Origin of the sequence: Brevibacillus sp. RS1.1, assembly GCF_013284365.1 — a bacterium.
GTDB lineage: Bacteria > Bacillota > Bacilli > Brevibacillales > Brevibacillaceae > Brevibacillus > Brevibacillus brevis_D.
The window spans coordinates 226,362-251,317 of record NZ_JABSVA010000005.1 but is presented as its reverse complement, the minus strand read 5'-3'; the positions used below and the strand labels follow the sequence as shown (position 1 = coordinate 251,317).

The window sequence follows — 24,956 nt, the reverse complement described above, 5'->3', positions numbered from 1 at the left end:
CCCCTTAGTGCTAGGGGCACTTTTTCATTGGAAAAAATTAAGGATAGTCTACCTGCTTCGCACGTCCATATCCTCTCAACAATTCACTGACCGTGACGAATTTATACCCTCTATTTTTCAGTTCAGGCAATATTTGCTCGAGGGCTTGTACGGTCTGTCTTCGATTGCCTCCGTAATCATGAAATAGCACGATGTCTCCATTCCGAGCGTTGTTCAAAACCTTGTTGACGATTTTTTTTACACCGGGATCGCTCCAATCACGTGTATCTTGATGCCAGGACCACATGATCACGAGAAAACCGGCTTGCTTGGCTGTATCGACGACGGTCTCGTCATAATATCCCCCCGGAGGACGAAAGAGGGTGGGACGAACCCCTGTTGCCGAATAAATCGTCTCCTGCGTTTTTTGCACCTCTTCTAACAGTCGCTTCGCGGACAGCTTTCGAATATCTGGATGACTGTAAGTGTGATTGGCAATCTCATGTTGATCATTCGCGAGAGATTTGACAATTTCCGGGTACTCGCTCACACGATTGCCTACGACAAAAAAGGTGGATTTCGCTTGATACTGCTTCAAAAGCGCTGCGATCTGAGGAGTGTATACCTCATCCGGGCCATCGTCAAAGGTAAGGGCAATCACCTTGCTCTCTGTCGGCACTTCCCAAACGATATCTCCTCTTGTTTCGTAATACTCGCGATTTTTTCCCCGAATGGCATTGGCTGTCTCGTTGAAGGAAGGAGCCAGAATGACAGCTAGCAAAAGGGGGAAAAAGAGGATATGCTTTTTCATTCGTTCACCTCGTTGCAGAGACTTTCGTGCTAGGTGGCTGTACGTGATGAGGTACTCATCGTTACTATGCGACAAATCTTGATGAATATTCCTGTGTGTCTTTGTGGAAAAGACACTTGTTCTTTTTGTGTGGATAAATTAAGCTAGTAAGAACATAAGACGTGAGAGTTGGGTGGAGGAATCAATCATGAAGGTGGCAAAATTCGGGGGAACTTCTCTGGCGAATGCTGAGCAAATAAAAAAAGTATGCCAAATTGTTATGGCGGATCGGGATAGACGATTGATTGTTGTATCGGCACCTGGGAAACGGAACAAGGAAGACACGAAGGTTACTGATTTGTTAATTGCCTATGCGGAGCGATCTTTGGCTGGGGAACCGACAGAGGAAGCGAAACAAGCCATTTTCTTGCGCTATCGGGAGATCGTAGCAGATCTCGGGCTTTCTGCCGAGATCGGTCAAGCGATCGAAGCGGAGCTCGAGGAGGTTCTCGCAAACAAGGCGGGCTTGTCCGCGGAAAGATTCATGGATGCAGTCAAAGCTGCCGGAGAGGATACATGCGCCAAGGTTGTTGCTCGTTATTTGCAGAGCTTGGGTGAGGTGGCGACCTACATCAATCCAAAGGATGCAGGAATGCTGGTTACGGATGAAGCGAGCAATGCGCATATTCTCCCTGAAGCGTATGCCAAATTGGCGACATTGCGAGAGCGGGAGGGAATCGTCATTTTCCCTGGTTTCTTCGGTTATTCGCGCGCAGGTGATCTGGTTACTTTTTCAAGAGGTGGCTCGGATATTACGGGCTCGATTTTGGCTGCGGCAGTTGAGGCAGAAGTCTACGAGAATTTTACCGATGTGGACTCTGTTTATGTGGTCAATCCAAACCTCATTGCCAATCCGAAAAAAGTGACAGAGATTACGTACCGAGAGATGAGGGAGCTGTCCTATTCCGGTTTTAGTGTATTCCACGAGGAAGCGTTGATTCCCGCGTATCAAGCAGATATACCCGTATGCATCAAGAATACGAACAATCCGTCTGCACCTGGTACGATGATTGTGGCCGAGCGAGGAGCTGCTACAAACGGAGTGTCGGGGATTGCAAGTGACGGCGGCTTTTGCAGCATTTACGTCAGTAAGTATTTGATGAACCGCGAAATTGGCTTTGGTCGCAAGCTGCTGCAAATTTTGGAGGAGGAAGAGCTTTCGTATGAGCATACCCCATCTGGGATTGATAACATTTCCGTCATTCTGCGCGAGCGCGATCTCACGGAAGAGAAGGAACAGCGGATTGTAGAGCGCATCCGCCGGGAGCTGTTCGCTGATGATGTCGCTGTTCAGCATAGTCTTGCGCTCGTCATGATTGTCGGGGAGGGCATGCGTCAATCTGTGGGGACAACGGCGAGAGCCACAACGGCGTTGGCTTCTGCGAAAATCAATTTGGAAATGATCAATCAGGGGTCATCGGAAGTAAGCATGATGTTTGGGGTGAAGGCCGAAGAGGCAGACCGTGCTGTGATTGCTTTGTATCAAGAGTTTTTTGGGGGAGAAGAACCAGTGGTTTCCTCATCGTCACAAGCCGCTTCTATCAGTGTGTAGTCACGTGCTTCAAATGACCCGCTATTTCCATCCTGTACCCATTGATAAACACGCCATGCTGGCTGGGCGGATGCGAGTCCCACGATCCAATAGCTAAGCGTAGGATAATGCCAGCCAGCTATGTCGCGTGCAGAAGGGATTGGCGGTGTATGGGGGTGTGTATGCAAGACACCTAACCATTGAAGATTGTTCTTGCGGATGTGCTGCAAGGCTTGAAGAAACGTTGTCCCATCCCAAGCGAACACATGCTTGTCAGGTGAGCTTGGCATCGGTACATAGGCAGTAATCGTTGCTCCATGACCTGCGAGCAAAGCAGAATACTCATAAGGAAACGCCTCTTGTGCTTCGGCCAGGAGGCGTTTCGCTACTTTTTTCGTCAGGAATATTTTGTTATTCTTAATCGCAAAGGGGTCACCCAACCAAGCGGGATTTTTCATTCGGCTTTCGTCCTTCTTCTCTATTCGGCTATGATTTGGAGGTTAGCATTCGATGACTACGATACAAGTGGGAGTTTGCGGCTGGGGAGATCAGCACGAATTGTACGTACAAGGTGTGCGCAATAGAGACAAGCTGTCTGTATATGCCAGCCACTTTCCAATTGTAGAGGTGGATAGTTCTTTTTACGCTATTTTACCACAGCGAAATTACGAATCGTGGGTGAAGGATACACCTGAACGATTTGGCTTTATTGTCAAGCCTCATCAAGGGATGACGGGACATCAACGAGGGGACGCTTCGGGAAGCAGACGGGAATTGTTTCGTCAGTTTGAGGAGAGCATTCAGCCCGTTGTAGAGGCTGGCAAGCTCAAAGCATTGTTGTTTCAGTTTCCGCCGTGGTTTGATTGTACCCGGGAGCATGTCCAGTATGTGGCTGCTTGCCGCCAAGCCATGCAGGCGTATCCGTTTGCGGTGGAGTTTCGCCATCAAAGCTGGTTTGAATCACGTTATTCGGAGCGAACGCTTGATTTCTTGCGCAAGATCGAAGCGACACATGTCGTATGTGATGAACCGCAAGTCGGAAAAGGCTCAGTTCCGATTGTTCCTGCCGTGACGAAGCCATCCTTGGCGTTGGTTCGCTTTCATGGGCGCAACAGAGCGGGCTGGCGAGATCCCGGAGAGGGACAAAATTGGCGAGATGTCCGTTATTTATATCGATACAGTGAGACAGAGCTTGCAGAGTGGGTTGAACACATCAGACTGCTCGAACAGGAGGCGGATGAAGTCTGCATTTTGTTCAACAATAACTCTGGAGGAGATGCAGCGGCGAATGCGAAGCAGTTTTCGGAGATGCTTGGCCTTGCACCTTCTGGTCTGAATCCTCGTCAGATGGACCTGTTCTCCACGTAGCTAGAAAGAAGGGGAGTTTCATGCTTGCAGTAATTGCCATCTTGTTTGTCATCATTGGAGTCGTGGCTGGTGTCATTGGCAGTATCGCGGGTCTGGGTGGTGGGATTTTTTTCGTACCTGCTCTGCTTTATTTTGCGAACTGGTACATGCCCGGATCGATGAACCCGCAAGTAGCAGCGGCGACTTCGCTAATCGTGATTGCGGTAACCGCCCTTTCTTCTTCTCTTTCTTATCTCAAGCAAAAAAAAGTAGATAAGCAGAGTGCTCTGCTCTTCTTTATTGGGAGTGCCCCAGGTGCTATTGTGGGCGTGTATCTTAATACATTACTAGCAGTGGAGGGCTTTTCGCTGCTGTTTGGCTTGTTTCAGCTCTGCATGTTTGTCGTATTGATGGTCAAAGACAAAATCAAGCCACGCAGCATTAAGTGGGAAGTCCAACGCCACTTCGTTGACAACGAAGGAAATGAATACGTGTACGGGTATAGCAAATGGTCCGTGATTACGATTGCCTTCTTTGTCGGGATTACCTCTTCGCTATTTGGCGTGGGTGGCGGCATCCTGATGGTTCCAGCCATGATGATTTTGTTTCGCTTCCCGCCACACATTGCTACGGCTACGTCTATGCTGGTCATCTTTTTATCAGCGGTGGTTGGATCAATCACGAATATCTTCCACGACAACGTAAACTGGCTGTATGCAGCGATGCTCGCACCAGGAGCATGGGCGGGCGGAAAGCTCGGAGCGATTATTGCCAGTAAAATGAAGGGTCGTACCATCGTGCTGTTTTTGCGTGTTCTGATATTGGGAATTGCCATACAAATGATCGGAGAAGCGATTTTTGGATGATTTTTGGATAATGAGACGAGAGGGAGGGGAAAGCCGTGGCTGACACCTGTACCTTACATATTTTGCACACGAATGACTTGCACAGCCATTTTGATACGATGCCGCGAATAGCAACCTGCCTGAGCATACACCGAGAAGAGTGGGAGGGCAGGGGGGAGCATGTGCTGACGGTCGATATTGGAGACCATATGGATCGAATGGATATCCGATCGGAAGCGAGCTTTGGGAAAACAAACGTCCAGATCATGAACCGAAGCGAGATTCAATACGCGACGATCGGAAACAACGAAGGCATCACACTCCCAAAAGACAAGCTGAATGAACTGTACACAGATGCACGCTTCACGATCATTACAGGCAATCTGTTTGAACCGACAACCAATTCTGTCCCGTCTTGGGCTGTACCATACGCTATTCATACCGTAGGCGAGCTGCGGCTGGCGATCTTGGGAATGACGATTCCCTTTGGACCCTCTTATCAAAGTATGGGCTGGGAGATCAAGGAACCGATCCCGATTTTGCGTGAGCAGATTGCGGCGCTGCGCTCGGCAGTGGATGTTGTTATTTTGCTTTCGCATCTCGGCTATCAAACAGATTGTGTGCTAGCTAGTGAAGTCGATGGACTGGATATCATTTTGGGTGGACACTCTCACCGGGCGCTGCCTCATGGAGAACGCATAGGAGGCACCTTGATCACACAAGCTGGGCGATTTGGCGAGTATGTCGGTCATGTAGAGCTCGTCTGGGACAGGACACAAAATGGCATCAAAGACGTGCGCGCCGAGCTTTTTCACACAGAACAGTATCAGGTAGACGAATCATTGAGCCAGTTCATTGAGAGTGAAAAAGTATGGGCAGAAAATCGTTTGTTTCAGCCGATTGCGCAACTGGAGCAAGACCTGCATATAGGCTGGACGGAGGAGACCCCCTACGGTTCCTTCATCGCAGCGAGCATTCGCAAATGGACGGGCGCTGAGATCGGCATGGCAAATGGCGGGCTGTTGCTTGCAGATTTGGCTCGGGGCAGCTTGTCTTTTGCCGATTTGCTGCACAGTATGCCACACCCGATTAATCCCTGTGCGGTCACGATTACAGGCGCACAGCTCACAACTGTTCTGGAGCAAGCCATTCAACCGGAAATGATTCAGCGGGAGCTGCGCGGGTACGGTTTTCGCGGCAAAATAGAAGGCTGGATGTGCGTGGACGGATTGCACATCCGCTACAGTGAGGATGACCAGCCGCAAATTATCCAGATTGAAGTCAACGGGCAACCGCTTGATCGCGAGCGTCTGTATCGAGTCGGGACGATCGATATGTTTATGTACAATCGCATGTTTCCCGAGTTGCTGCTCGGCAGAGAGCTTACGTTTTTCTTGCCCGAGATGCTACGTGAAGTGCTCGCCACCACGATAAAAGACCAGCAGATGCTGCAAAATGCGTTTCTTCCTCGTTGGGAAAAGATATCGTCCGCGTCAAAAAACCAATCGTAGAGACCGTTTTTTCGGGAATGCTATCGAAAAACGGGAGGAGACGAGCGATGCGCTTCATTGATGAGGTATACGAGCTGTACAGAGGACATTTTAATGGCGATGAAGAGGACATTACAGCGGTTGTCGTCGGCATTCTCGCTGAGCAGTCTCGGGATGATTTGTTGGACTTGGTCGAGGAAATGGACGAAGAAGAGCTATTTCACATGCTCGCAACATATATGATTGAAGTCATGAAACGGAAAGTCGCGATGGAGGATGAGCACTTTCCGACAAGCATCATGCATTAAAATTCGATCAGGGAGCTCCCTCATCGAAACCTCACCTTTCTCTGCTAAATGTCATAGGATGGTAACGCTAACAGACAGGAGAGAAAAGGGAGGAATCTTGATGGTCGAGGTAGTGCCAATCCACTTTCCAGAGGGGACGGCTATTGCTGTCACCGTTCGTTTGCCTAAGACGACGCTATTGGCTGTAACGACCGATCATGGCTACATCATGTGTGGGGCGCTGGATGTAGGGCTATTAAACGAAAGGCTAGCAGCGAGAGAAATTCTTGCTGGTCGTGCGGTGGGGGTCAAGACCATACAGGAATTGCTGGATGCACCGCTGGAGTCCGTGACGACGACGGCGGAGGAGAAGGGGATTACTGCTGGGATGATTGGGCGGGATGCTGTCGTGAAAATGTTGTAAAACAACAAATGGTTTGCCTATAGAAAAACCTTTGTCTGATGACAAAGGTTTTTTAGTTTTCTCGCTCCTATTTTACCAACGGGCATTTTGTTCTTCACAGATCCCGATCTTGTTTTGCACCACAACCGTTTTTCCATCAGGTGTTGAGAGTGTCCCGTCATATCGGCCGATTACTTGATGCAGAGTGGTCCGCACCAACGCAAAATTTTTGTGCTCGGTTCGAGCAAAGAGTGGTGTAAAGGTAAGGCGTACGGCAGACGATTCTTCGCTCGTAAGCGTCCAAGGGAGCATCCGGTTGTCAGGATCGTAGGAAAAACGCATTTGTTCACTCAGCTTGTAGAGGACACCGTCCATCATCAAGCCATTTTCCGTCATACCTGTTCCGTCCGTCCAGCCTTTGCCAAAGTTAAAGCCTGCGACACCTTCCGCGTGACAAAAAGAGCAGGTCGTCCAGTTCCAGCGAGTGTGATACGGCCAAACGCCACGTCCAAAATCCAAACTGGCAAAAGCATTCTGTCGATCGAGCAAATAGGTTTTCCCGTTATAGGCAATGGTGCCGTGCACAGGCCGGGCCGTTTGCTTCGATGTGAACTGAAAGCGCTCCGCACTCCACGGAATCACGACATTTAAGGACTCGCCTGGCGGATCAATCACGATGTCGAGCGAGAGAGGCTTATCACCGGGACAAATGGCAGTCGCTTGTACGCTCGTTCCGCTGGCTTCTGTGTGAAAGGAGACGGAGAGCTTGCGACTCGCAAAATGGCAAGGATCATCTACAGTGGCACCAAGCCGAATCCCTACACCAAAAGGAACCGTAACGGCACTGTCCGCGGTCTCCCCTGTCGTTAGATCAATAAAATGGACAAAGACAATGCCAGCGTAATCCAGATTGACCATCGCAATCGACATCGCACATTCAGGCGCGGTGATAAACCAAAAATTCCATTTTTTCCGGCGAAGCCAATGCCCGCTAAATTGGCAGTCATGCAACGGATAACGGGACCAGCCAACCGCTTCGGGAAGCAAGCGGCCATCCTGGTCACATAATGAAAGAGGCTGCGTTAATTCTTTTTCGATAAGCGGCATATGATCATCTCCCTTGACAAACAAGGATTCTTTCAGACAAACTCGTCCCAAGCGTCTTTCCTCGATAGACATGAAATGGAAATCTAGAAAAAATTTCATGTAGAATCAAGTCGAATCACGCTATAATAGGGATACCCTGAGGAAAGGCGAAGGAAAGGAAATGCGACTGAAATCCATTCAAAAATGCCAGCCGGGTGATAAACTGGCTCGTTCCATCTATACAGAGAATGGAACGATTCTCGTTGGGGCCGGAGTAGAACTAACCCAACGAATGATAGATCGACTCAAAACCAAAAACGTGAACAGTCTCTACATCCAAGACAAGCGCACCGATGATATCATCGTGGAGACAGTCATTTCCGAAAATACTCGCAGACAAGCAATGTCCATGATTCACGATACATTCCGAACTGTTCATCAAGTCCCGGACAAATGGCAGCAGCTTTTTTCGGACAAGGGTTTGGGACGTAAGCTGCGTGATGTCATGCAAATCGTTGCGGATGAATTGAACAACAGTGATTCAGCCATAAATTTATTGGCAGATGCTTGCGCCTTCGACAATTACATATTCACGCACTCATTTAACGTTGCCTTGTATAGCACAGCTCTTGCCATCAATACCGGCTGTTCGGAAAAAGATGTGTTGGAGATTAGTATTGGCGGTATGCTCCACGACATCGGAAAAGTGCATATCCCAGACAACATTTTGAAAAAGCCGGGCCGCCTGACGCAAGAAGAATTTGAAATTATGAAAAGACACACGGAGATCGGCTTTGAAATGCTACGTCGTCAAGACGACATCCCGTTGCTTGCAGCCCATTGTGCTTTTCAGCATCACGAGCGCTGGGATGGCACAGGTTATCCACGGCACCTGAAAAAAGAAGAGATTCATCCGTTTGGTCGCTTGATGGCTGTGGCTGATGTATTCGATGCCCTGACATCGCATCGGGTATACCGTCGCGGAATGCTTCCTCACGAAGCGATGGAGGTGCTCTACTCCGGTTCAGGCAAATTGTTTGACCAATTCTATGTAGAGGCTTTGCGAAATACGATTGCACTCTACCCTGTTGGTCTGACCGTCACCCTGAACAATGGTCTGTCTGGTGTCGTTGTCGATTCGAACAAAGGAATGCCGAGCCGTCCGATCGTCAGAGTTCTGGTGGATGAGGACGGTCGGGATATCGAGCATCCCTATGAGTGTGACTTGTCCAAAATGCTGACGGTCATGATCATCGCCTGTGGCGATTTGGTATAATCAGAGCCAGTCTTTCTTTTTAAAAATGATAAACATCGTCGTGCCGATTACCGCCATACATCCCAGTACGATGTAGTAGCCGTAGGGTGAACGCAGCTCAGGCATCACATCAAAGTTCATCCCGTATATACCGGTCACAATCGTCAACGGCATAAAAATCGTTGTCAAGGCGGTAAAAACACGCATAATATCGTTGGCTCTGCCAGCAAGCGCCGCTTGATACGCTTCGCGCAAGTTCCCGATGAGCTCGCGAAAGGCTTCAAAGCTCTCTACAATTTTGCTGGCATCGTCTACAATATCGCCAAAGTACTTCCGCAGATAAGGTTGAATGAGCGGGAGTTCTTTTTTATGTAGGGCGTCAATCAAATCCCGCTGGGGAACGAGCATTTTACGGGCGTACAGGATTTCACTGCGCAGCCCGATGATTTGATCCAGATGGGATTTTTTCGTGTGCATCAAAATTTGTTCTTCCAGATCTTCAAGCAGGTCTTCAATTTTCTCGGTCACATCAAAATAAAGATCGACAATTTGATCGACCAGGTAGTAGAGAAATGCATCGGGGCAATTGACTTCCTTTTCCCGGATGATCGAAAGCATGGTAGTGAATTCAGGGGCCTCCTGCTTCGTTACGGTGATGATGGTGCTGCTACCCAGAAAAATATTGATTTCACGCAAGAAGATATCATGATTGTGGAAGGTAATGCCATTGATGACCATAAAGTAATGATCCTCGTAGTTTTGCAGCTTGGGCCGCTGTTCTTCCTCGTCGATACAGTCCTCCACAGCCAGATGATGCAGTCCGAACAGCGGCTGTAAAATATCCAAATCGAATGGCGTGGCATGAATCCAGTAAAACCCGTTCACAGGTGGAGTAGCAGCCTCTTCGATGTCTTCTATCTCAGTGATGATTCCGTTTTGTACGAGTCTGATCTTCATGTTCGATTCTCCTGCAAGTGGATTCGGTTGCGGCGGGTAGACGGGGCCAGATTTGTGTGAGAATCAGTTCATAAGCAGAGCGAAGTGCCCGGCGGCTGGGCGGAGCCTTTGATATGCGCTCTTGCTTGGGAGTCGTCATGCAAGTTCGCCTCCTCGATGAAAGCCTTCATCCTATATGTATGAACGTCAACTCGTCCGCTTTCCCGCTGCGGCTAGTGCTGGTAATTCCTTTTGATTCGTACTCATGCGAACCTCCGCACGTTTTATTGCCATAGTGTTCCTCACTTTCTACATTCCCTCTCTCTTATTTTACCGTGTAGGACGGTATGACCAAAGCCATTTTTTGCATACTACAAATAAGCTGAGCAGATGAAAAGGTGGATGTATCGACATGTGGACAAGCAAGAAGGCAGGTATGATTGGTTGTATCGTATGGATGTTAACAGGAGCTGGGTGGTCACAAGCTGCTCTTGCCTTGGAGGCGAGAGACGTACAGCCTCCTCCGACTGTGTTTGAGGAAATCCAGATTAAACGGCAGGATGTGACAGGCGATGGTAAGCCAGATCTGATAACGCTGCTAGGAAAGAGATTTGCAGCAGACAGTCCTTACTTCGAACACTTAAAAATCATGGTTCAAGACCCCGTTGCGAAAAAAACAACCTTTTTTACAACACCGTATGGCGCCTATCAGCCGGAGATGTTCTTTTGTGATTTTACTGGAGGGGGTGTGCAACAAATTTTGCTTCAGGCGCCGACTGGGGGCAGTGCAGGGACGTCTGAGTTTTATTTGTTCGCAGACAAGAACAATAAGCCGGTGATTCTGCCTGTTCCGCAACCCTTGACGATTTCGGGCTCCTATCAGGATCATTACAAAGTGAAGTTGACGATCAAGGAGACGGGGGAGACTGTCGTTCTCGATTTGTCTGACCGCAAAAAAATCTATGAAGAAAATGGTGTCTACAAGAACGGGAAGCTGGTTTCTCCAGTAGAGGTATTGCCTAACACCTTCAGCGTACTCAAGCCCATCGATGAGAACCGCGATGGCATCTGTGAATTACAAGGGGAGCAGAGAGTCAGCGGTGTTGCCAACGCCGATACGATCGCATATGTGGAGTCGTACTGGAAATGGGACAAGACAAGCTGGAAGCTGCAACGAGCATTCGTGAGGAAAGCAGAAATGTAGGCGTTAGCAATGCGCATTCAACCGTCCATTGTCAAGGTGGGCGGTTTACACCCGTTTGTAAAGAGGTATATAATTGAAAGGATATTCCAGAGATATATGTACTCAGATAAAAGGAGTTCAGGCTATGAGCACATGTCCGTTTTCCACCTTTTTTGGATTAAAAGGGAAAGGAAAAAGTGAATCTTTTTTTCAGGGGGTGAAGGAAAAGGGGGAAGTGCAGATTGTAGGGAAAAATACACTCGCGAAGCAACTAGCAATGATCAACCTGACCGAAGAAGAACTGAGCATTGTGAAAGCACTTCAACCACTTATCATTCAAAATATTGAGGCTATTATTGATTACTTTTATGCCAGTATTGAAAATGAACCGCTTTTAATGAAAATTGTAGACCAAAACAGCACGATTGAACGGTTGAAACTAACGTTGAAGCGCCATATCTGCGAAATGTTTAGCGGACGCATCGACAGCGCCTACATTGAACAGCGCAGTAGAATCGCGGTTATTCATATGCGAATTGGCTTGGAACCAAAATGGTACTTGAGTGCATTCCAAAACATGCTAGTCTCCTTGATTGATCTCTTGCAAAAAAACATCGCGGACAAGGACGAGTTCGTACAAGCCATCACGGCCGTCACGAAGATTCTCAGCATCGAACAGCAAATTGTGCTGGAGGAATATGAAAACGAGCATGAAAAGGCACGGCGAGCGGATCAAGACAAAAAGGACGAGCTGCGAATCCTCCTGACCAATTCCGCACATGAGCTGGCAGCGGTATCAGAAGAAAACAGCGCGTCTGTGGTGCAACTGACAGAACAGTCGAGAGAAGTGCTTCGTTTTGCTGAAAATGGCACGGGCTTTTCCACGAAAGCACAAGATCTGTCCCGTGAAGGCAAAGAAAAGCTGGAAAAACAACAGGAACAAATGTGCTTGATTCAGAGCAGCGTCAAGCAAATCTCGGAAGAAATGAACGCGATGGAGAAAAACGCCGAAAAAATCCAAGGGATTGTCGAGGTCGTGACGGCGATTGCTGAGCAGACGAATCTCTTGGCTTTAAATGCTGCCATTGAAGCAGCACGGGCTGGCGAACAGGGACGCGGATTTGCTGTCGTAGCCGATGAGGTACGCAAGTTGGCAGAACAGACGAAAAAGTCAGTATTTGGTGTGCGTGAGCTGATCGAAAAGACGAACCAACAGACAGTGGTTCTCTCGTCTGTCGTGGTAGAAATTCAAGCGCTGGTCCAATCGAGCACTGCGGTAGCAAACGAGACGAATGCCTTTTTTGAAGGAATCATGAGCGCTGTCTCAGACAGTAAAGAACAGAGCTCACGAATTCAGCGGGAGCTGGAAAACTTCTTCAAAGTCATGGAAGATATGAACCAAGCAGTGGCACAGGTTGCCAGCTCTGCGGATGAGCTATCGGAAATAACAGAAAACCTGTAGAAAAACAAAGATCAGGATTACGTTGTCGGTTCAAAGGGGCAATATTGGCGACAATTACGCAATGGAGGACTGTAAACGTTTATGGAAACAACCGGACTTTGTCCGTTGTTGCGAATGGCATGAATCTCCCCAGGCTCAACAAAATAGTATTCACCCGTGCTGACATGAGTTGTTTGTGCTCGTAGAACTTCATTTTCATTATTCGTTTGGACATAAATCATATTCGTTAACGTACCTGAGACTACCAATTCCCATCCAAAAGAATCACCGTGATTATGCGGAATGGATTCTTGTTCTGTTGGCAGATGGATCAAGACCACTTCTACATGTGGCGTGGAGAATAATACTTTGCGCCCATAAGGGAGGTTTAGCGGCTCCGGGATGTATGGACCGAGTTGTTCCATGCAAGGAGACAGGGATACGAGAGCGTGTCTAAGCTGGGCAGGAGTAGGCGAAACGAGGGAGCCAAATGCTTGTTCCAGACGTTCCAGATTCATAAATAACCTCCCAAACGAAAGTCATACTACCTACACCATATGATTAAAATTCAAGAGTAGTGATAGGCTGAGCTTGTTCAAAAGGAATTTCTTTACCAATATTATTGCATTGTAAATCAACAGGACTACTTGAGTTTAAGGCGCTTTTAGAGAAAAAGCGTCTTTTTTGTGCTATTGACAATTAGCTGACTCACAACCTATGTCGATGTTTGTCGAAAAGGTTGGCTTGTTTCGACACAGGGAATTATTTATTATTATCACATTGTAAATGAAGAGTCGTTTGTTTGATCAGGGGACGCTTTAGAATAAAGAGCGCCTCTTTTCTTTTTGTATGGACTTGGATTTCATTGGGGGATTTGTAAATGGAGAGGAAGAAAGGGCTACTAGCTAAAGGCATGCTCATGATCATGTTCACAGTTGGAGCATCACAAGGGGCAAATGCTCAAGGAAACGTCCCAGTTGTATCAAAGACTTCGTACGCATCCATCGTGGAAGCGGATATTCCGGGGGTAGTAGCGCGTGTTTCTGCGAGCGTAGTAGCGATAGTTGGGAAACCGGAGGGGAATGAGAGCGGTAGAGATAACCGTTTTAATCTCGCTCATGGGACGGGTGTCATTGTAAAAGCGGACGGCTGGATATTGACGAACGCCCATGTCGTAAAGGATATGCGCAATCTCACAGTCATTACGGTAGACGGCAAGCAATACGGTGGAACCGTTACGAATATGGATGAAGAGAGCGACTTGGCTCTGGTGAAGATTCAGGCAACGGGCTTGCAGCCGGCAAAATTCGCATCCAATTACGCGATCCGTGTAGGAGAGCCAGTGATCGCGATTGGGACACCGATCTCTGTTTCGTTACGCAATTCAGCCACGCTGGGTATTATCAGCGGGGCAAATCGGTCGGTCAGCTCGACATATCGCTTGATTCAGACAGATGCTTCCATCAATCCGGGCAATAGTGGGGGACCACTCGTCAACGTAAAGGGCGAGGTCGTCGGGATTAATTCGATGAAATTCGCTTCAGTAGGAATCGATAATCTCAGCTTTGCGATCCCCGCAGATACAGCGCAATACGTCATGAACCACTTTTTTACATATGGCAAAGTAAATCGTCCTTACTGGGGTGCAGAATTGGAGGAGAGCTGGGCAGCTGTGGTCGGACTTCCGACGAAAGAGCCGTTGCGCATTACACGTATTGAGCCGGGCTCACCGGCGGCAAAGGCAGGCTTTCAAGTCGGGGACGTCATTTATTCCATCAACCAAGCTCCGTTCAGTACATTGGTTGAATTCAATGAGCTGCTAAAAAAATACTTGCCAGGACAAACCGTAGAGCTCATGGTGCAGTCTGGTGGCGATATGGTTAAACGTAAAGTGCAATTTACCAAGCAACCATAGAGAAATGTGGAAAAATGAAGAAATGGGGAGTAGGCAATGGTCAAGAAAGACTGGAAAATGATATGTGCAATAACAGCGTTGACTGTCTCGTTGGCAGGGACTCAGGTAGCATGGGCCAACACACCACCTGAGCAAAACGTAGTGGTCAAACTTAAAGTAAACACGAGCAGTGCGAAGGTGAATGGTGTGGATACCCCAGTAGAGGAGCCATACTTCTCACAAGGAACGACGATGGTCCCACTCAGTTTGTTGACCTCTGCATTTGGAGTTACGCTGCAATATGACAATGAGACGCAGTTGATTGAGCTCATTTACAAAACAAAGAGTGTGAAGCTTAAGGCCGGCAGGAAGGAAGTGTGGATCAATGGCAAGGCAGTGACCTTGACTGCATCACCTGAGACGAAAAACGGCAAAACGATGGTGCCGCTTACGCTCATTACGCAAGGATTGGGTCTCACGATTACCATCGATGCCAAAACGAACGACGTAAGCATCCTGGGTACGAAGCAGGAAGATACACCCCAGAAAGACAGCTCGCTTGACAGTGATGTGGGCAAAACCATGATTGGAGACAGCTACTACCGCTGGTCAATGAAATATCCTACGGGGATGATTCAGGAAAATCAAAGCTTCCAGGGAAATTACGTCCTGTTCAAGGATGCCAAGGAAGCGTCCTATTTGCTCGATATTTACATCGCGACGAACCAACCGGAGAATCTGTCTGGTAATGGACTCCTTGCTCGTTTGACTGACATGACGGAAAATTCCATCCTGTCCAAAGAGTATATTGTGAATGACAAACAGCCGTATGCGCGTCTGACTACGAAGTCTTCTGATGGCAGTATGAATGAAGAGCGAGCCTATCAAAAAGGGAGCAATATTTATTACGTGACGCTGTCTAGCATGAAAGAAGCCGATTTCCGCAATCCAGTGAAGTATGGCACGTACAAAAGCTTGCTGGACAGCTTCACCTTGAACTTCCCGACTGATGAAAAGTCAGTGAAGGATTTGTCTACGGTGGAAGGAAACTACCGCTGGTACACCAACGATGATTTTGCATTGAAAGTAAAAGTCCCTGCTGAGTGGACGCCGGATTACAGCAATGACATGTATTTCGAAAGCGATGAAGGCAGGGAATGGATGCAGATCAAGATTACCTCAAAGGAAAAAGACCTTACACTCGATGCTTGGGTCAAAGACCATGAGAAGCGGAACAGGGAAGAAGTAAATGAAAATTATATAAAGGTCAACCCAGAGGTGGGTTCTTCCACAATTGCTGGTGAGGCAGCAAAGGAACAGGAAAACAGCTACTTGGATGGAAAGACCTGGTTTACACAACAAAACCTGTTTTTTGTGAAAGGCAATTATAAATATTGGATTTCCATTGTGTATATGAAGGACCAGCCATCAGAGGAAGTAGCTGACCTCATGCGGACGATCAAGCAGTCCCTTTCGATTGATACAGCGAAAATGAATCCGTCCCTCGGTGAAATTATGGATGATGATCGAATCGACAAGAATAAGACGGTAATCATCAAAGACAAGGATGCCACGTTTTCCTTGGAACTTCCGGAGTATTGGCAGGAAACACGGGAATTGGATGGAGGACGGTCTTATCAATTTAATGGTGGAGATTTTAATTTCCAGGTTGGACAAGGCAATCTGAATGAAGTGAAGGATATCTTTATCAAGGCCATTGAGAATAACAAGACACTTAAATATACGTTCAAAGAAAACAAAGAGACGACGCTGGCAGGGAACCCCGCACACAAGTTGCTTATTCAGGGAACGGATGGGGTTACACGCTTTGAAAAGACTCTTTACTTCGTTCAAAAAGGAAATAAGACGTTTACTATGTATTGGTCGCTGTCGGAGTTCGCCAGAACCAAAACGATGGAAGAGCGTATTCAAAAAGTAGTGGATTCTTTGAAGTTCACGAAATGACTAATGGAACAAGTAGAAACGGCTGTCACGAAGGCAGCCGTTTTTTCGTGTCGACAGAAAACTACAGACCAACTATCATGAAAGTGCGGTAGTACATATCGTACAGGACGATTTGGGGAAGCGCCCCCGTCAGAATGTTTCGCAAAAAAGAGACTGTCTTTTATTTTCTTTCAAGAGGAGGCATGCGCATGTCAACTGCCATAATCAGTGTACGCACCCACTAGAGGGGGGCGTTGATTCAAACCACCTGTCATGATCGGGAGGTTTGGATGCAGATGAATCACAAATGGTATTTGTATGTCAATGCGTTGTCGTCCTTGGGATCACGGATGAATTTGATCGCGTGTAGCGCGTTGGTTTTTACATTTGAACATAGTGCTTATTGGATGACTGCTTTTTTTGTGGCAAGACAACTAGGGGGGATGCTGTTTAGTCCCTTGGCAGGCATATTGGCCGATCGAATGGACAGAAGGCGTACCATGATCGCAAGCGACATGGGGGCAGGTCTTGCTATTGTGGCCATCGCTTTTTATCCGACGCCGTATGTATTAATCGCAGCGGCTTTTCTCAATGGCATGCTGTATACGCTGTTTCATATTAGCTTTCAGGCATCCATGCCGCAAATTTTTGGGAGTGAGCAACTGGTTCAGGTCAATGGCTTGAAGGTCAGGCTGGAGTCATTGGTAGGCATCATAGGCTTCATGCTGGGAGGATGGCTGACAGATCATTATGGCTATGCGATTGTGATCGTTTTGGATGCCGCCAGCTTTCTTTTCTCTGCATGGATTCTGGCGAAACTTCGTTGGGAGGAGAAGGGGGACAATGCGCGAGCTGCGTCAAAAGCATCGAGCGACTTTCGTGTCACCCTTCGCTACTTGCGGGAAACACCCGTGCTTCTGACAATTAGTCTGTTAGCTTTTCTCGTATCGCTCAGTACGTCTGCGTATAATTACGGGTTGCCTTTTTTGGCGGATCAATTGCGTAGTAGCGATGCTACTCTGCACGGATTAATGTGGACGGCGATGAGTGTCGGAGGATTGATTGGCTCCTATGTGGCAGCTCGTTTGCGGGTAAAGCTGGTGAATGGGATGCTCGTCGCTTATGCTGTTTGTTCCGTGGGGATTGTAGGGGCATTCGCGGCAAACCATGCTGTGTTTGTGCTTCTGCTCTTGGTTTTCGCGGGTCTTTTTTCCGGGGCAGCACAGGTTTATGAGAGCACACTTTTGCAGCAAGCCCAAAACGAGCTGCGCGGCAAGGTGATGGGGGTGCAGGGGCTCTTGAGTCGAAGCGGGTTCTTCGCTGGTTTTCTCATGGCTCCATTCTTGGCGGGTTCCTTCACTTTATTTGGGATGCTGGTCTTTGCCCAATTGATGTTTGTCGCAGGGATGATCGGATTTGGCTTGTATCTTAATTTTTCCAAAAAATAGAAAATCGGACTCTTTGTACACGTAGTCTTTTTTCGACCTTCTAACCATAGGATGTACCAGTTGGGAGGTGTCGGGATTGGCCGTATTTCGACCCCGTCGGCGTTGGAGAAACCCGCTTTCACGTACGAGAGCGTTTTTGATCGCGTTGGTTATCTTTTTTGTTTTGACGATACAGACCCTTGTGTTTTTGCAAAATCGATTGGAGCCCACTCTCATAATCCTGGCGACGCAAAAAGCCGAGCAATTGGCTAAAGAAGCGATCACAGATGCTGTAACCAAGCGGATTTCGCAGCAAGGCGTCGACTTCAATCAGATTGTCAAAATCGAGAAGAACAACAAGGGGCAGATTCAGGCGTATCAGTTCAACTTCAAGGAATATGCAAGAATCGTGGGCGAAACAACAGCAAGAGTCCAGAACAAGCTCCAAGAGTTCGAGCAAGAAAAAGTAGACCGCACGATCCCGCTTGGTTTGGCTACAGGAAACTCCTTTTTGGCATCGATGGGGCCGAATTTGCCAGTGACTTTCGTGCCCATTGGCTCGGTCAAGACCAAGCTGGAGACAGAGCTGAAGGAAGCAGGCATCAACATGGTGCTGGCGACGGTTTATATTTTCGTGGAGGTCGATTTGCGCATCGTCATCCCTTTTGCGACTGAGGAGCAGACGGTCACGACGAAAATCCCGATCACCCATTCCTTGATCATTGGCGATGTGCCGACGTATTTGTATAACAACTCGGAAGGCAAGCCGGATGTACCGCGGATCCCTGGTGATACACCGAACAGCACTCCGTAATCGCTGAATAGGAAAAAGCGGCAGCTCATGGCTGTCGCTTTTTTGTGCACTCAGTATGGATTGTCAACACTAATCTAGAATAATTTTTATGTTTTGAAGAATCAGAATATATAAACTTTTTCTATTACGCATAAAATGACAAATTATAACAAATAAAACACGTTACCTTTATTTGGAAAATTATTAAATGTACCTGGCATATAGAATCGAACAAGTTAATGCAGCTTACACCCTTTTGCCGGAGTACTAAAAGGAGAAATTTTATGCAAAAGAAAAAGCATATCTTAGTAGCATCCTCTTTAACTACTGCTTTACTATTCAATGTATTGACACCAACTATGGCGATGCATGATGTAAGTAACTCAGCAAAAAGAAATGATGTGATAGAATCTTTATATAAATTAGATAAAAGTATGGAAGCTGCAGAAGGACTATCTGAGGAAGAGCTTGCTAAAAAAGTGTTTAATAGTCTTACTCCTGAAGCTCAACAAAAATTTGTGAATTTTATGGTAAAACAAAGTGAGACTGGTGATTCCAGTTTATTAGATTATCATGAGGAAGTGATAGGAAAGGTTGAGAAAGTCAATAATGAAATGGGGAAAATGGCTAATAAAACAGCGCTAAAAGCAGATCCGTTGGATATTCTATCTACTAAACTTGATAGATTAAAATTACCTAGACCAGTCTACTATTCGTTTATGGCAGTTGGTGGGGGTATAGCAGCAGCCGCAGCTGATGGGCCATTACCTATTGGAGATATTATTGGAGTACTAATTGCTGTTGGTGCTGGAGCAGTTGTCGGATACTATTGGGATGAAATAGAGCCAAAGTTTGACGAAATAATAGAAGCATTTCAAGATTCATTTACTGCGATGGCTGATGAAATTGTAGAAGCTTTTAACTATAAAAGGAATAATATACTACTATGATATTCCTAAAAGGCTTTTAAATGATAAAGGTGATGGTGTTGATTTAGGTCAGTTTGATAAGAGAATAGATGGAAAAACCAGAGAAAATGAAAAAACCGGTTGGAGTATTCAAAAAGATCGGGGCAATAAGCCTCATGGTGGAAGTGCATGGAAACTTAGAGATAGTAAAGGTAATCGAAAGGCTACATTGGATGATACAGGTAAAATCCTTCGAGAATAAGCTTGAGGAGGAAATTTGATGAATATCACTAAGATAGTTGAGGGCATATGGGGAAAGAAATGGTCTCCATCAGAGGATAAGGAAAAAGATATAGAGTGTGATACGGCTCTCTTAGATCATAGCCATCTTGTGGCGGAACGGTTCCCACAAAAAAGTTTTACTCTGGATAGATTCCCCTTGCAAATAAAAAATCAAACTGTTTTTGAACAGGTAAATATCTTTTTTGATATGACGCATGATAATCCTACCTTAATTCATTCCTATCTAAGAGAAGAAGAGAAATTTAAACAGGTATTCCGTAAACTTTGGGCGTACAATTCTGTTTGGATTGAAACAACATTACCTAATGTAAACGTGGAAATAGCAGCAGTTGCTCTAGATAGTGAGAATAAAAAAATAAGGGTTAAAGAGATTCATTCGGAATTGAAAGCATCTGATAGTTTGAGTATGAAAATAAATAATCTGCATGATTTTGAATTATTCCTTGAATTAGGGCTTCGTGAGAAAGTCCCTACCGTTTTTATTTTTGAAGATATGAAGATTTGTATATGGTCAAATTTTGATTTTTCGTTACCTTTATATTCGGGTGATGATAAATACACTGAGCTACTCCAAAGGATTTGTTCTACGGAGGGAATATATTTGCGCTCAATTACTGATTGATCATCGCTTGAAATGGGCATCGAACGCTAAGAGCCGCCGACAAGCTCACCATAATGACTGAATAGAAAAAGCGACAGTGCACTGCTGTCGCTTTTTGTCGTGAAGGAACATGAAAAAGAGAGGGTTTGACACGAATACGATTAGCGAGTAAAAATGGTTGGATCTATGAATTGACGAGATCACTTATTAGAAAGGAAAATCGCGTCTATGGACTTGAAAAAACTACGCTACTTTATTGCAGTAGCAGAAGAACTGCATTTCAATCGCGCTGCGAGTAAATGGAATATGACGCAACCTCCTTTGACTCAACAAATTCAAAGTCTTGAGGAAGAACTTGGTGTGAAACTGTTGGAGCGGAGTACAGCTACAAAAAAGAAACTTTCAAACTAAAAAAGTTTTCTTATCTACTTAGTGAAAGTTCAAGATTTGAATGGAGTGTTTAATAAAATATGAATGATTTATTGGTTGTATTACTAGGTGAAGCTACCTTGATCTTATTCGATATAATTGGAGCCTATATATTTATATTCTTATATTTCCGACTTTATCAAAAAATTAAGCTATCTTTGAAACAACAACTTTTAGTAGTTGCTATTTGGATTATCGGTCACGCAATTATAAGATTAATCTTTTAAGAAACAACTAAGAGACGAGCATTGCTCGTCTCTTAGTTGTTAGTTCTATATGGTATTGTTTTCCAAACAATACATTTCCAATAGAATTTTTGGCAACTGAGGTTACAGCTCCACCTGTATCTCTTAAGTTGCTTTTAACATAATCAACTACCTTATTTTTCGTGCTTTTTCCTGGTGCATATCCTGCATGAATACTCGTCTTTTTCATAGAGCGTCCTTGACAGGGAAAAACAGAGATGGCATGGTCTGGTAAGGGGGAGGATACTCTTTCTGTTGCCCCAGAGACACTTCCTGAGATAGTCAGAAATGGGGCGATTTTGCATTTTCTCAGGTAGTCCCAATTGTTGACCATTCTAACAATGTGATAGATACGATGTCGGCTTTCTCTTCGTTAACGAACTGTATATAGACGTTATATGGATGCTGTGCCACTTGACCTAGCATGACTTTTTTAACTTTCAAACTCATTTTCTTTCATTCCTCTCTTTCACTGGGATGTAACCATTACATATAAAAAATATATGATTCGGAGCACTCCGTATTCTAGACCAAGGTTTGTTAATTATTCACATTTTCTGCAATCATTTGCCGCTATGATGAGAGATGGATGTGATACCTATGAAAAAACAAAGGAAAATCCTCTTTCTCCTCATATTAGTGGCAGGAACTCTGCTCGATTGGTCCAGTAGTCAGCAAAAACAGGACGTCGATCTGTACACGATAGGAATAGTGATTGCCAATGAGGATCGAAAAGATAAAGTAGCGGGATTAAAGGCGGGATTACAATCGTTAGGTCTCGGTGAAGGAGTACGTGTTCAGTATGTGCCTGTTTATTTGAATACGGCTCGAACTCTTGAAGAGGAGCGCTCTCTTGTCCAGGACCTGATTTCCAAAAAGCCTAATGTCGTCGTCACGACAGGGGCGCACGAGACCTTTTTGATTCAACAGGAGACAACGACGGTTCCTATCGTTTTTATTGGTGTCGCTTCCTTGGTCGAGCTACCACTTGTTGAGACAGAGGGGACGGTTACGTGTGGAATCAGCAATGGCCAAATGAATGTGATTGGGAAAAGGTTGGAGCTGACAACGCGTTTGTTGCCTGATGCCAAGCGCATTCTGGTCATTGCCGATTCTCATGCTCCTACGACAGAGCAAGCCATCGTAGAAGCAGGGTCAGCTGCTTCTTTGCTCGGTGTTCACTTGCAGGTGGAGCAGGTTGCTTCCCCAAGAGATTTAGAGCTATTGCTCAGTAGGCTCTCTCCAGGAGAATACGACGCCATGCTTCCTTTACCTAGCTATGTTCTGGAAGACGCGATTACCGATTGCTTGCCTCTTTTGATCGAGAAGCAATTGTTTGTCATGGGCTCTTACCCCGAGCAGGTGAAGGCTGGTTTGTATGCCGCTTACGGCGTTTCTTTTCATGCACAAGGCATGCAGGCTGCTCATATGGTGGCGCGGGTGTTGGATGGAGTGCCGCCTACCGCTCTGTCTATCGAATGGCCGGATGACGTGCGATTCGTTGTCAATGCGACTTCCCTGTCCAAGCTTCCGATTACTGTAACCGATCAACAGTGGTCACTGGCACAGGAATGGTATGGAGTGAAGGACAAATGAGGAGGAGCAGACTACCGCGCATCAATCGACTGAAGACAAAGATGCTCCTGTTTGGACTATGCATGTCCATCATCCCTTTTCTGATTCTTGGTTCAATCAATCTGCATACCAGTAAAGAAAAGGTTCGAGAAGAGGTAGACAGAGCCAATCAGATCTACGTGGAAAATACGTTGGCACAGTTGGATATGCTTTTTTTACACACTTCCCAATCCATGCAGGTGGTTCAGCAGCGTTTTCTCAATGAGCGCCCTAGCGATGAAGATGCTTATTTTTTGTTGAATACGTTATTGAAAACCTCCCCTTACATGGAGGAGGTCGCGCTGTTTCATCAGGATGGAGAGCCGCAGTTTTTGCTGAATCGCTGGAAGCACCAAAGACTGGACACAACCAGGGAGCAGGACAACCAACTTCTTCCCACCATCCAGTCAGGAAAGCCATACATCGGAAGCATTGTCCGATCAGCGGAAGGGAAGCTGCTGGTAACAGTCGCGATCCCTCATGTATCTGCCAACGGTGTAAAAGGCGGCATGTACGCAAAGCTCAATGTAAAGCAGTTGCTGGAACAAGTCACGCTGCGAGCCCGATATGAAAACGAGGCCTATTTGTTTGTCACAGATGGGAAAAGCGATCGGTTTGCAGATCCGTTTATGCTGGGCAAGCCTTCTGATGGCTCCTTGACCTATTATGAACAAGCGGTTCCTCCCTCCTGGACACTACCAGATCGAACAGACAAGCCTGTTATCCGTACGTATCAAGCCTCCAATGGAGATGTCATGGTCAACTATGCCATGCGCTCCTTTGTCACACATTGGGTCATTATGCTGGAGCAGTCGAGCCAAACGGCGTTTGCTGCCTTTTCAAAATTGGAACAGTCTCTGCTCTTTACGACCTTATTCATCGCACTTATCGTGTTGGGGATTAGCATTGTGTTTTCTGTCTCATTTAGCCGATTAATGGAAATGATCGAATCCGCTGTGCAAAAAATCGCAGGTGGCGACTTATCCGTGCGAATACCAGTGACGACCTCAGATGAAATTGGCAGACTAGCAGCGTCCTGCAATGAAATGGCACAGAGTCTGGAGACGAAAACCAATCAGCTTCTGGATGAAAAGAAACGGCTTGATCTTGTCGTCAGTGGTATGGGGATGGGGCTGATTCTCGTAGATGAATCTTTTCGCATTCGCTGGATTAACCAAACAGCGTCGGCGTGGTTCCAGGATGCCGCGAATCTCCTAGGGAAAGACTGCCACCTGACGATTGGTCAGCAATTCAGTTCATGCAATAGTTGCATGCTCCGAACGCGACAAATGGTAAACGAAAAGCAGACTGACCTTATTTCGTCTAGAGTCGATCAAGATGGACGTGTCCGCTCTTATCGCCATCAGGTTTTCCCTCTGTATCCGGAGAAAGAGTCGTCTGCTTTTCTAGAGGTTATCGAGGACATCACGGAGAAACGAGAGCTGGAAGCCGCAATCGCACAAGCAGACAAGCTCGCTGCTATTGGACTCTTGGCGTCGGGCATCGCTCATGAAATCAATAATCCATTAGGCATTCTGTCGTTGTATGGACAAGACTTGCGAGACCGTCTGGTGGAAGAGGATATTCGAGAGTTACAGGACACAGGAGAGCTTACCCAATACTTGGACACGATGGACAAACAAATTAACCGCTGCAAGGAAATCACGACCCGATTGCTGCACTTTTCGGGGAAATCACCCGTTATCGTAGAAAAAGTAGATATTCATCAAGTCCTATCAGACATTCTCATTCTTCTGTCCCATGAAATACGTGTCAAACAGGTAACAGTGAACCAGTCTCTGTCGGCCTCTGCTCCTTTTCTTCTTGCTACCCCTGGACAGCTTCAGCAGATTTTGCTCAATCTGTTAACCAATGCGTTGTACGCGACCGAGGAGCGAGGAACTATTGAGATAGCAACGGATTCTCCATCGGTTGATAGACTCCGTCTGTGGATCAGAGATGATGGATGCGGAATACCCGCAGCAGATTTGCCACACGTTTTGGAGCCCTTTTATACAACCAAGCCTCCTGGAAAAGGGACTGGTCTCGGGTTATCAGTCTGCTACGGGATTGTGACGAATTTAGGCGGAGAAATCGAGATCGAAAGTACGCCAAACATAGGCACGACTGTTACGGTCATCCTGCCGTCGGCAAAGGGGGAATGA

The 24,956-nt window shown here is 46.5% G+C and carries 25 protein-coding genes and 1 pseudogene; 19 read left to right on the top strand and 7 right to left on the bottom strand.

Features of this window, described 5'->3' with window-relative positions; translation table 11 throughout:
* Nucleotides 1-37: 37 nt before the first annotated feature.
* Nucleotides 38-790 (bottom strand): polysaccharide deacetylase family protein, encoded by a 753-nt coding sequence (locus HP570_RS18410; protein ID WP_142497053.1) that lies wholly within the window; start codon nucleotides 788-790, stop codon nucleotides 38-40.
* Nucleotides 791-977: 187 nt separating this feature from the next.
* On the opposite strand from HP570_RS18410, the gene HP570_RS18405 reads away from it, so the two are divergent.
* Nucleotides 978-2,381 carry an aspartate kinase gene (locus HP570_RS18405; protein ID WP_173626681.1) on the top strand — a complete coding sequence of 468 codons (1,404 nt, stop codon included), beginning with the start codon at nucleotides 978-980 and terminating at the stop codon, nucleotides 2,379-2,381.
* Here HP570_RS18405 and HP570_RS18400 read toward each other — a convergent pair.
* Nucleotides 2,312-2,818: a M67 family metallopeptidase gene (locus HP570_RS18400; protein WP_142497055.1), complete on the bottom strand. Its 507-nt coding sequence runs from the start codon at nucleotides 2,816-2,818 to the stop codon at nucleotides 2,312-2,314. The genes HP570_RS18405 and HP570_RS18400 overlap by 70 nt on opposite strands.
* A 52-nt stretch (nucleotides 2,819-2,870) precedes the next feature.
* Here HP570_RS18400 and HP570_RS18395 point away from each other — a divergent pair, with 52 nt between their 5' ends.
* The 5 genes from HP570_RS18395 to HP570_RS18375 all read left to right on the top strand — a co-directional run bounded on the left by HP570_RS18395 (nucleotide 2,871) and on the right by HP570_RS18375 (nucleotide 6,753).
* Entirely contained in the window at nucleotides 2,871-3,728 is an 858-nt protein-coding gene (locus tag HP570_RS18395; protein ID WP_173626680.1) for a DUF72 domain-containing protein, read from the top strand.
* 20 nt (nucleotides 3,729-3,748) lie between these two features.
* Nucleotides 3,749-4,573: a sulfite exporter TauE/SafE family protein gene (locus HP570_RS18390; RefSeq protein ID WP_173626679.1), complete on the top strand. Its 825-nt coding sequence runs from the start codon at nucleotides 3,749-3,751 to the stop codon at nucleotides 4,571-4,573.
* 35 nt (nucleotides 4,574-4,608) lie between these two features.
* Entirely contained in the window at nucleotides 4,609-6,063 is a 1,455-nt protein-coding gene (locus tag HP570_RS18385) for a bifunctional metallophosphatase/5'-nucleotidase (protein WP_173626678.1), read from the top strand.
* 47 nt (nucleotides 6,064-6,110) lie between these two features.
* Entirely contained in the window at nucleotides 6,111-6,350 is a 240-nt protein-coding gene (locus tag HP570_RS18380) for a DUF6154 family protein (RefSeq protein WP_015893072.1), read from the top strand.
* A 100-nt stretch (nucleotides 6,351-6,450) separates the two neighbouring features.
* Nucleotides 6,451-6,753, top strand: coding sequence for a YunC family protein (locus HP570_RS18375; protein WP_007715663.1), 303 nt, complete (start codon nucleotides 6,451-6,453; stop codon nucleotides 6,751-6,753).
* Between the two features lie 72 nt (nucleotides 6,754-6,825).
* On the opposite strand, the gene HP570_RS18370 is transcribed toward HP570_RS18375, so the two are convergent.
* Nucleotides 6,826-7,839, bottom strand: coding sequence for a DUF2804 domain-containing protein (locus tag HP570_RS18370; RefSeq protein ID WP_173626677.1), 1,014 nt, complete (start codon nucleotides 7,837-7,839; stop codon nucleotides 6,826-6,828).
* Between the two features lie 160 nt (nucleotides 7,840-7,999).
* Here HP570_RS18370 and HP570_RS18365 point away from each other — a divergent pair, with 160 nt between their 5' ends.
* Nucleotides 8,000-9,094, top strand: a complete 1,095-nt coding sequence (locus HP570_RS18365; RefSeq protein WP_173626676.1) for an HD-GYP domain-containing protein — start codon at nucleotides 8,000-8,002, stop codon at nucleotides 9,092-9,094.
* Here the strand turns inward: HP570_RS18365 and corA are convergent, their stop codons facing one another.
* Nucleotides 9,095-10,030, bottom strand: coding sequence for a magnesium/cobalt transporter CorA (gene corA / locus HP570_RS18360; RefSeq protein WP_173626675.1), 936 nt, complete (start codon nucleotides 10,028-10,030; stop codon nucleotides 9,095-9,097).
* Nucleotides 10,031-10,421: 391 nt separating this feature from the next.
* Here corA and HP570_RS18355 point away from each other — a divergent pair, with 391 nt between their 5' ends.
* Both HP570_RS18355 and HP570_RS18350 read left to right on the top strand, forming a co-directional pair.
* Nucleotides 10,422-11,213 (top strand): hypothetical protein, encoded by a 792-nt coding sequence (locus tag HP570_RS18355; protein ID WP_173626674.1) that lies wholly within the window; start codon nucleotides 10,422-10,424, stop codon nucleotides 11,211-11,213.
* Nucleotides 11,214-11,337: 124 nt separating this feature from the next.
* Nucleotides 11,338-12,654 (top strand): globin-coupled sensor protein, encoded by a 1,317-nt coding sequence (locus HP570_RS18350; RefSeq protein ID WP_173626673.1) that lies wholly within the window; start codon nucleotides 11,338-11,340, stop codon nucleotides 12,652-12,654.
* Nucleotides 12,655-12,671: 17 nt separating this feature from the next.
* On the opposite strand, the gene HP570_RS18345 is transcribed toward HP570_RS18350, so the two are convergent.
* Nucleotides 12,672-13,151: a cysteine dioxygenase gene (locus tag HP570_RS18345; RefSeq protein ID WP_015893064.1), complete on the bottom strand. Its 480-nt coding sequence runs from the start codon at nucleotides 13,149-13,151 to the stop codon at nucleotides 12,672-12,674.
* Between the two features lie 362 nt (nucleotides 13,152-13,513).
* Here HP570_RS18345 and HP570_RS18340 point away from each other — a divergent pair, with 362 nt between their 5' ends.
* From HP570_RS18340 to HP570_RS18305, 8 genes and pseudogenes are all read left to right on the top strand, one after another.
* A complete protein-coding gene (locus HP570_RS18340; protein ID WP_173626672.1) occupies nucleotides 13,514-14,548 on the top strand; it encodes a S1C family serine protease in 1,035 nt (344 codons plus the stop codon).
* Nucleotides 14,549-14,584: 36 nt separating this feature from the next.
* Nucleotides 14,585-16,492, top strand: coding sequence for a copper amine oxidase N-terminal domain-containing protein (locus HP570_RS18335; protein ID WP_173626671.1), 1,908 nt, complete (start codon nucleotides 14,585-14,587; stop codon nucleotides 16,490-16,492).
* Between the two features lie 275 nt (nucleotides 16,493-16,767).
* Complete coding sequence (locus HP570_RS18330) at nucleotides 16,768-17,919, top strand: MFS transporter (protein ID WP_173626670.1); 1,152 nt, start codon at nucleotides 16,768-16,770, stop codon at nucleotides 17,917-17,919.
* Nucleotides 17,920-17,986: 67 nt separating this feature from the next.
* The gene (gene yunB / locus HP570_RS18325; protein WP_064201352.1) at nucleotides 17,987-18,712 is read left to right on the top strand and encodes a sporulation protein YunB; all 726 of its coding nucleotides are present in this window, start codon (nucleotides 17,987-17,989) and stop codon (nucleotides 18,710-18,712) included.
* Nucleotides 18,713-18,975: 263 nt separating this feature from the next.
* Entirely contained in the window at nucleotides 18,976-19,641 is a 666-nt protein-coding gene (locus HP570_RS18320; RefSeq protein WP_173626669.1) for a hypothetical protein, read from the top strand.
* Nucleotides 19,642-19,709: 68 nt separating this feature from the next.
* Complete coding sequence (locus HP570_RS18315) at nucleotides 19,710-19,880, top strand: hypothetical protein (protein WP_173626668.1); 171 nt, start codon at nucleotides 19,710-19,712, stop codon at nucleotides 19,878-19,880.
* Nucleotides 19,880-20,524 (top strand): hypothetical protein, encoded by a 645-nt coding sequence (locus HP570_RS18310; protein ID WP_173626667.1) that lies wholly within the window; start codon nucleotides 19,880-19,882, stop codon nucleotides 20,522-20,524. Before HP570_RS18315 ends, HP570_RS18310 begins: the two co-directional genes overlap by 1 nt.
* Nucleotides 20,525-20,731: 207 nt before the next feature.
* Nucleotides 20,732-20,884: pseudogene (locus HP570_RS18305) on the top strand (LysR family transcriptional regulator); the annotation flags it as partial.
* A 282-nt stretch (nucleotides 20,885-21,166) separates the two neighbouring features.
* Here the strand turns inward: HP570_RS18305 and HP570_RS18300 are convergent.
* Together HP570_RS18300 and HP570_RS18295 are read right to left on the bottom strand one after the other, a co-directional pair.
* On the bottom strand, nucleotides 21,167-21,367 hold the full coding sequence (locus HP570_RS18300) for a hypothetical protein (RefSeq protein ID WP_173626666.1): 201 nt from the start codon (nucleotides 21,365-21,367) through the stop codon (nucleotides 21,167-21,169).
* 119 nt (nucleotides 21,368-21,486) lie between these two features.
* A complete protein-coding gene (locus HP570_RS18295; RefSeq protein ID WP_173626665.1) occupies nucleotides 21,487-21,627 on the bottom strand; it encodes a hypothetical protein in 141 nt (46 codons plus the stop codon).
* Between the two features lie 150 nt (nucleotides 21,628-21,777).
* On the opposite strand from HP570_RS18295, the gene HP570_RS18290 reads away from it, so the two are divergent.
* Together HP570_RS18290 and HP570_RS18285 are read left to right on the top strand one after the other, a co-directional pair.
* A complete protein-coding gene (locus HP570_RS18290) occupies nucleotides 21,778-22,773 on the top strand; it encodes an ABC transporter substrate-binding protein (RefSeq protein ID WP_173626664.1) in 996 nt (331 codons plus the stop codon).
* Nucleotides 22,770-24,956, top strand: coding sequence for an ATP-binding protein (locus HP570_RS18285; RefSeq protein WP_173626663.1), 2,187 nt, complete (start codon nucleotides 22,770-22,772; stop codon nucleotides 24,954-24,956). Before HP570_RS18290 ends, HP570_RS18285 begins: the two co-directional genes overlap by 4 nt.

Coding starts and splice junctions, on each gene's coding strand:
- HP570_RS18320 (WP_173626669.1), top strand. CDS start 18,976: ATGCAAAAGAAAAAGCATATCTTAGTAGCATCCTCTTTAACTACTGCT.
- HP570_RS18330 (WP_173626670.1), top strand. CDS start 16,768: ATGAATCACAAATGGTATTTGTATGTCAATGCGTTGTCGTCCTTGGGA.
- HP570_RS18345 (WP_015893064.1), bottom strand. CDS start 13,151: ATGAATCTGGAACGTCTGGAACAAGCATTTGGCTCCCTCGTTTCGCCT.
- HP570_RS18340 (WP_173626672.1), top strand. CDS start 13,514: ATGGAGAGGAAGAAAGGGCTACTAGCTAAAGGCATGCTCATGATCATG.
- corA (WP_173626675.1), bottom strand. CDS start 10,030: ATGAAGATCAGACTCGTACAAAACGGAATCATCACTGAGATAGAAGAC.
- HP570_RS18290 (WP_173626664.1), top strand. CDS start 21,778: ATGAAAAAACAAAGGAAAATCCTCTTTCTCCTCATATTAGTGGCAGGA.
- HP570_RS18375 (WP_007715663.1), top strand. CDS start 6,451: ATGGTCGAGGTAGTGCCAATCCACTTTCCAGAGGGGACGGCTATTGCT.
- HP570_RS18390 (WP_173626679.1), top strand. CDS start 3,749: ATGCTTGCAGTAATTGCCATCTTGTTTGTCATCATTGGAGTCGTGGCT.
- HP570_RS18365 (WP_173626676.1), top strand. CDS start 8,000: ATGCGACTGAAATCCATTCAAAAATGCCAGCCGGGTGATAAACTGGCT.
- HP570_RS18410 (WP_142497053.1), bottom strand. CDS start 790: ATGAAAAAGCATATCCTCTTTTTCCCCCTTTTGCTAGCTGTCATTCTG.
- HP570_RS18350 (WP_173626673.1), top strand. CDS start 11,338: ATGAGCACATGTCCGTTTTCCACCTTTTTTGGATTAAAAGGGAAAGGA.
- HP570_RS18295 (WP_173626665.1), bottom strand. CDS start 21,627: ATGAGTTTGAAAGTTAAAAAAGTCATGCTAGGTCAAGTGGCACAGCAT.
- HP570_RS18400 (WP_142497055.1), bottom strand. CDS start 2,818: ATGAAAAATCCCGCTTGGTTGGGTGACCCCTTTGCGATTAAGAATAAC.
- HP570_RS18370 (WP_173626677.1), bottom strand. CDS start 7,839: ATGCCGCTTATCGAAAAAGAATTAACGCAGCCTCTTTCATTATGTGAC.
- HP570_RS18380 (WP_015893072.1), top strand. CDS start 6,111: ATGCGCTTCATTGATGAGGTATACGAGCTGTACAGAGGACATTTTAAT.
- HP570_RS18310 (WP_173626667.1), top strand. CDS start 19,880: ATGAATATCACTAAGATAGTTGAGGGCATATGGGGAAAGAAATGGTCT.
- HP570_RS18300 (WP_173626666.1), bottom strand. CDS start 21,367: ATGAAAAAGACGAGTATTCATGCAGGATATGCACCAGGAAAAAGCACG.
- HP570_RS18355 (WP_173626674.1), top strand. CDS start 10,422: ATGTGGACAAGCAAGAAGGCAGGTATGATTGGTTGTATCGTATGGATG.
- HP570_RS18335 (WP_173626671.1), top strand. CDS start 14,585: ATGGTCAAGAAAGACTGGAAAATGATATGTGCAATAACAGCGTTGACT.
- HP570_RS18405 (WP_173626681.1), top strand. CDS start 978: ATGAAGGTGGCAAAATTCGGGGGAACTTCTCTGGCGAATGCTGAGCAA.
- HP570_RS18395 (WP_173626680.1), top strand. CDS start 2,871: ATGACTACGATACAAGTGGGAGTTTGCGGCTGGGGAGATCAGCACGAA.
- HP570_RS18285 (WP_173626663.1), top strand. CDS start 22,770: ATGAGGAGGAGCAGACTACCGCGCATCAATCGACTGAAGACAAAGATG.
- HP570_RS18315 (WP_173626668.1), top strand. CDS start 19,710: ATGGAAAAACCAGAGAAAATGAAAAAACCGGTTGGAGTATTCAAAAAG.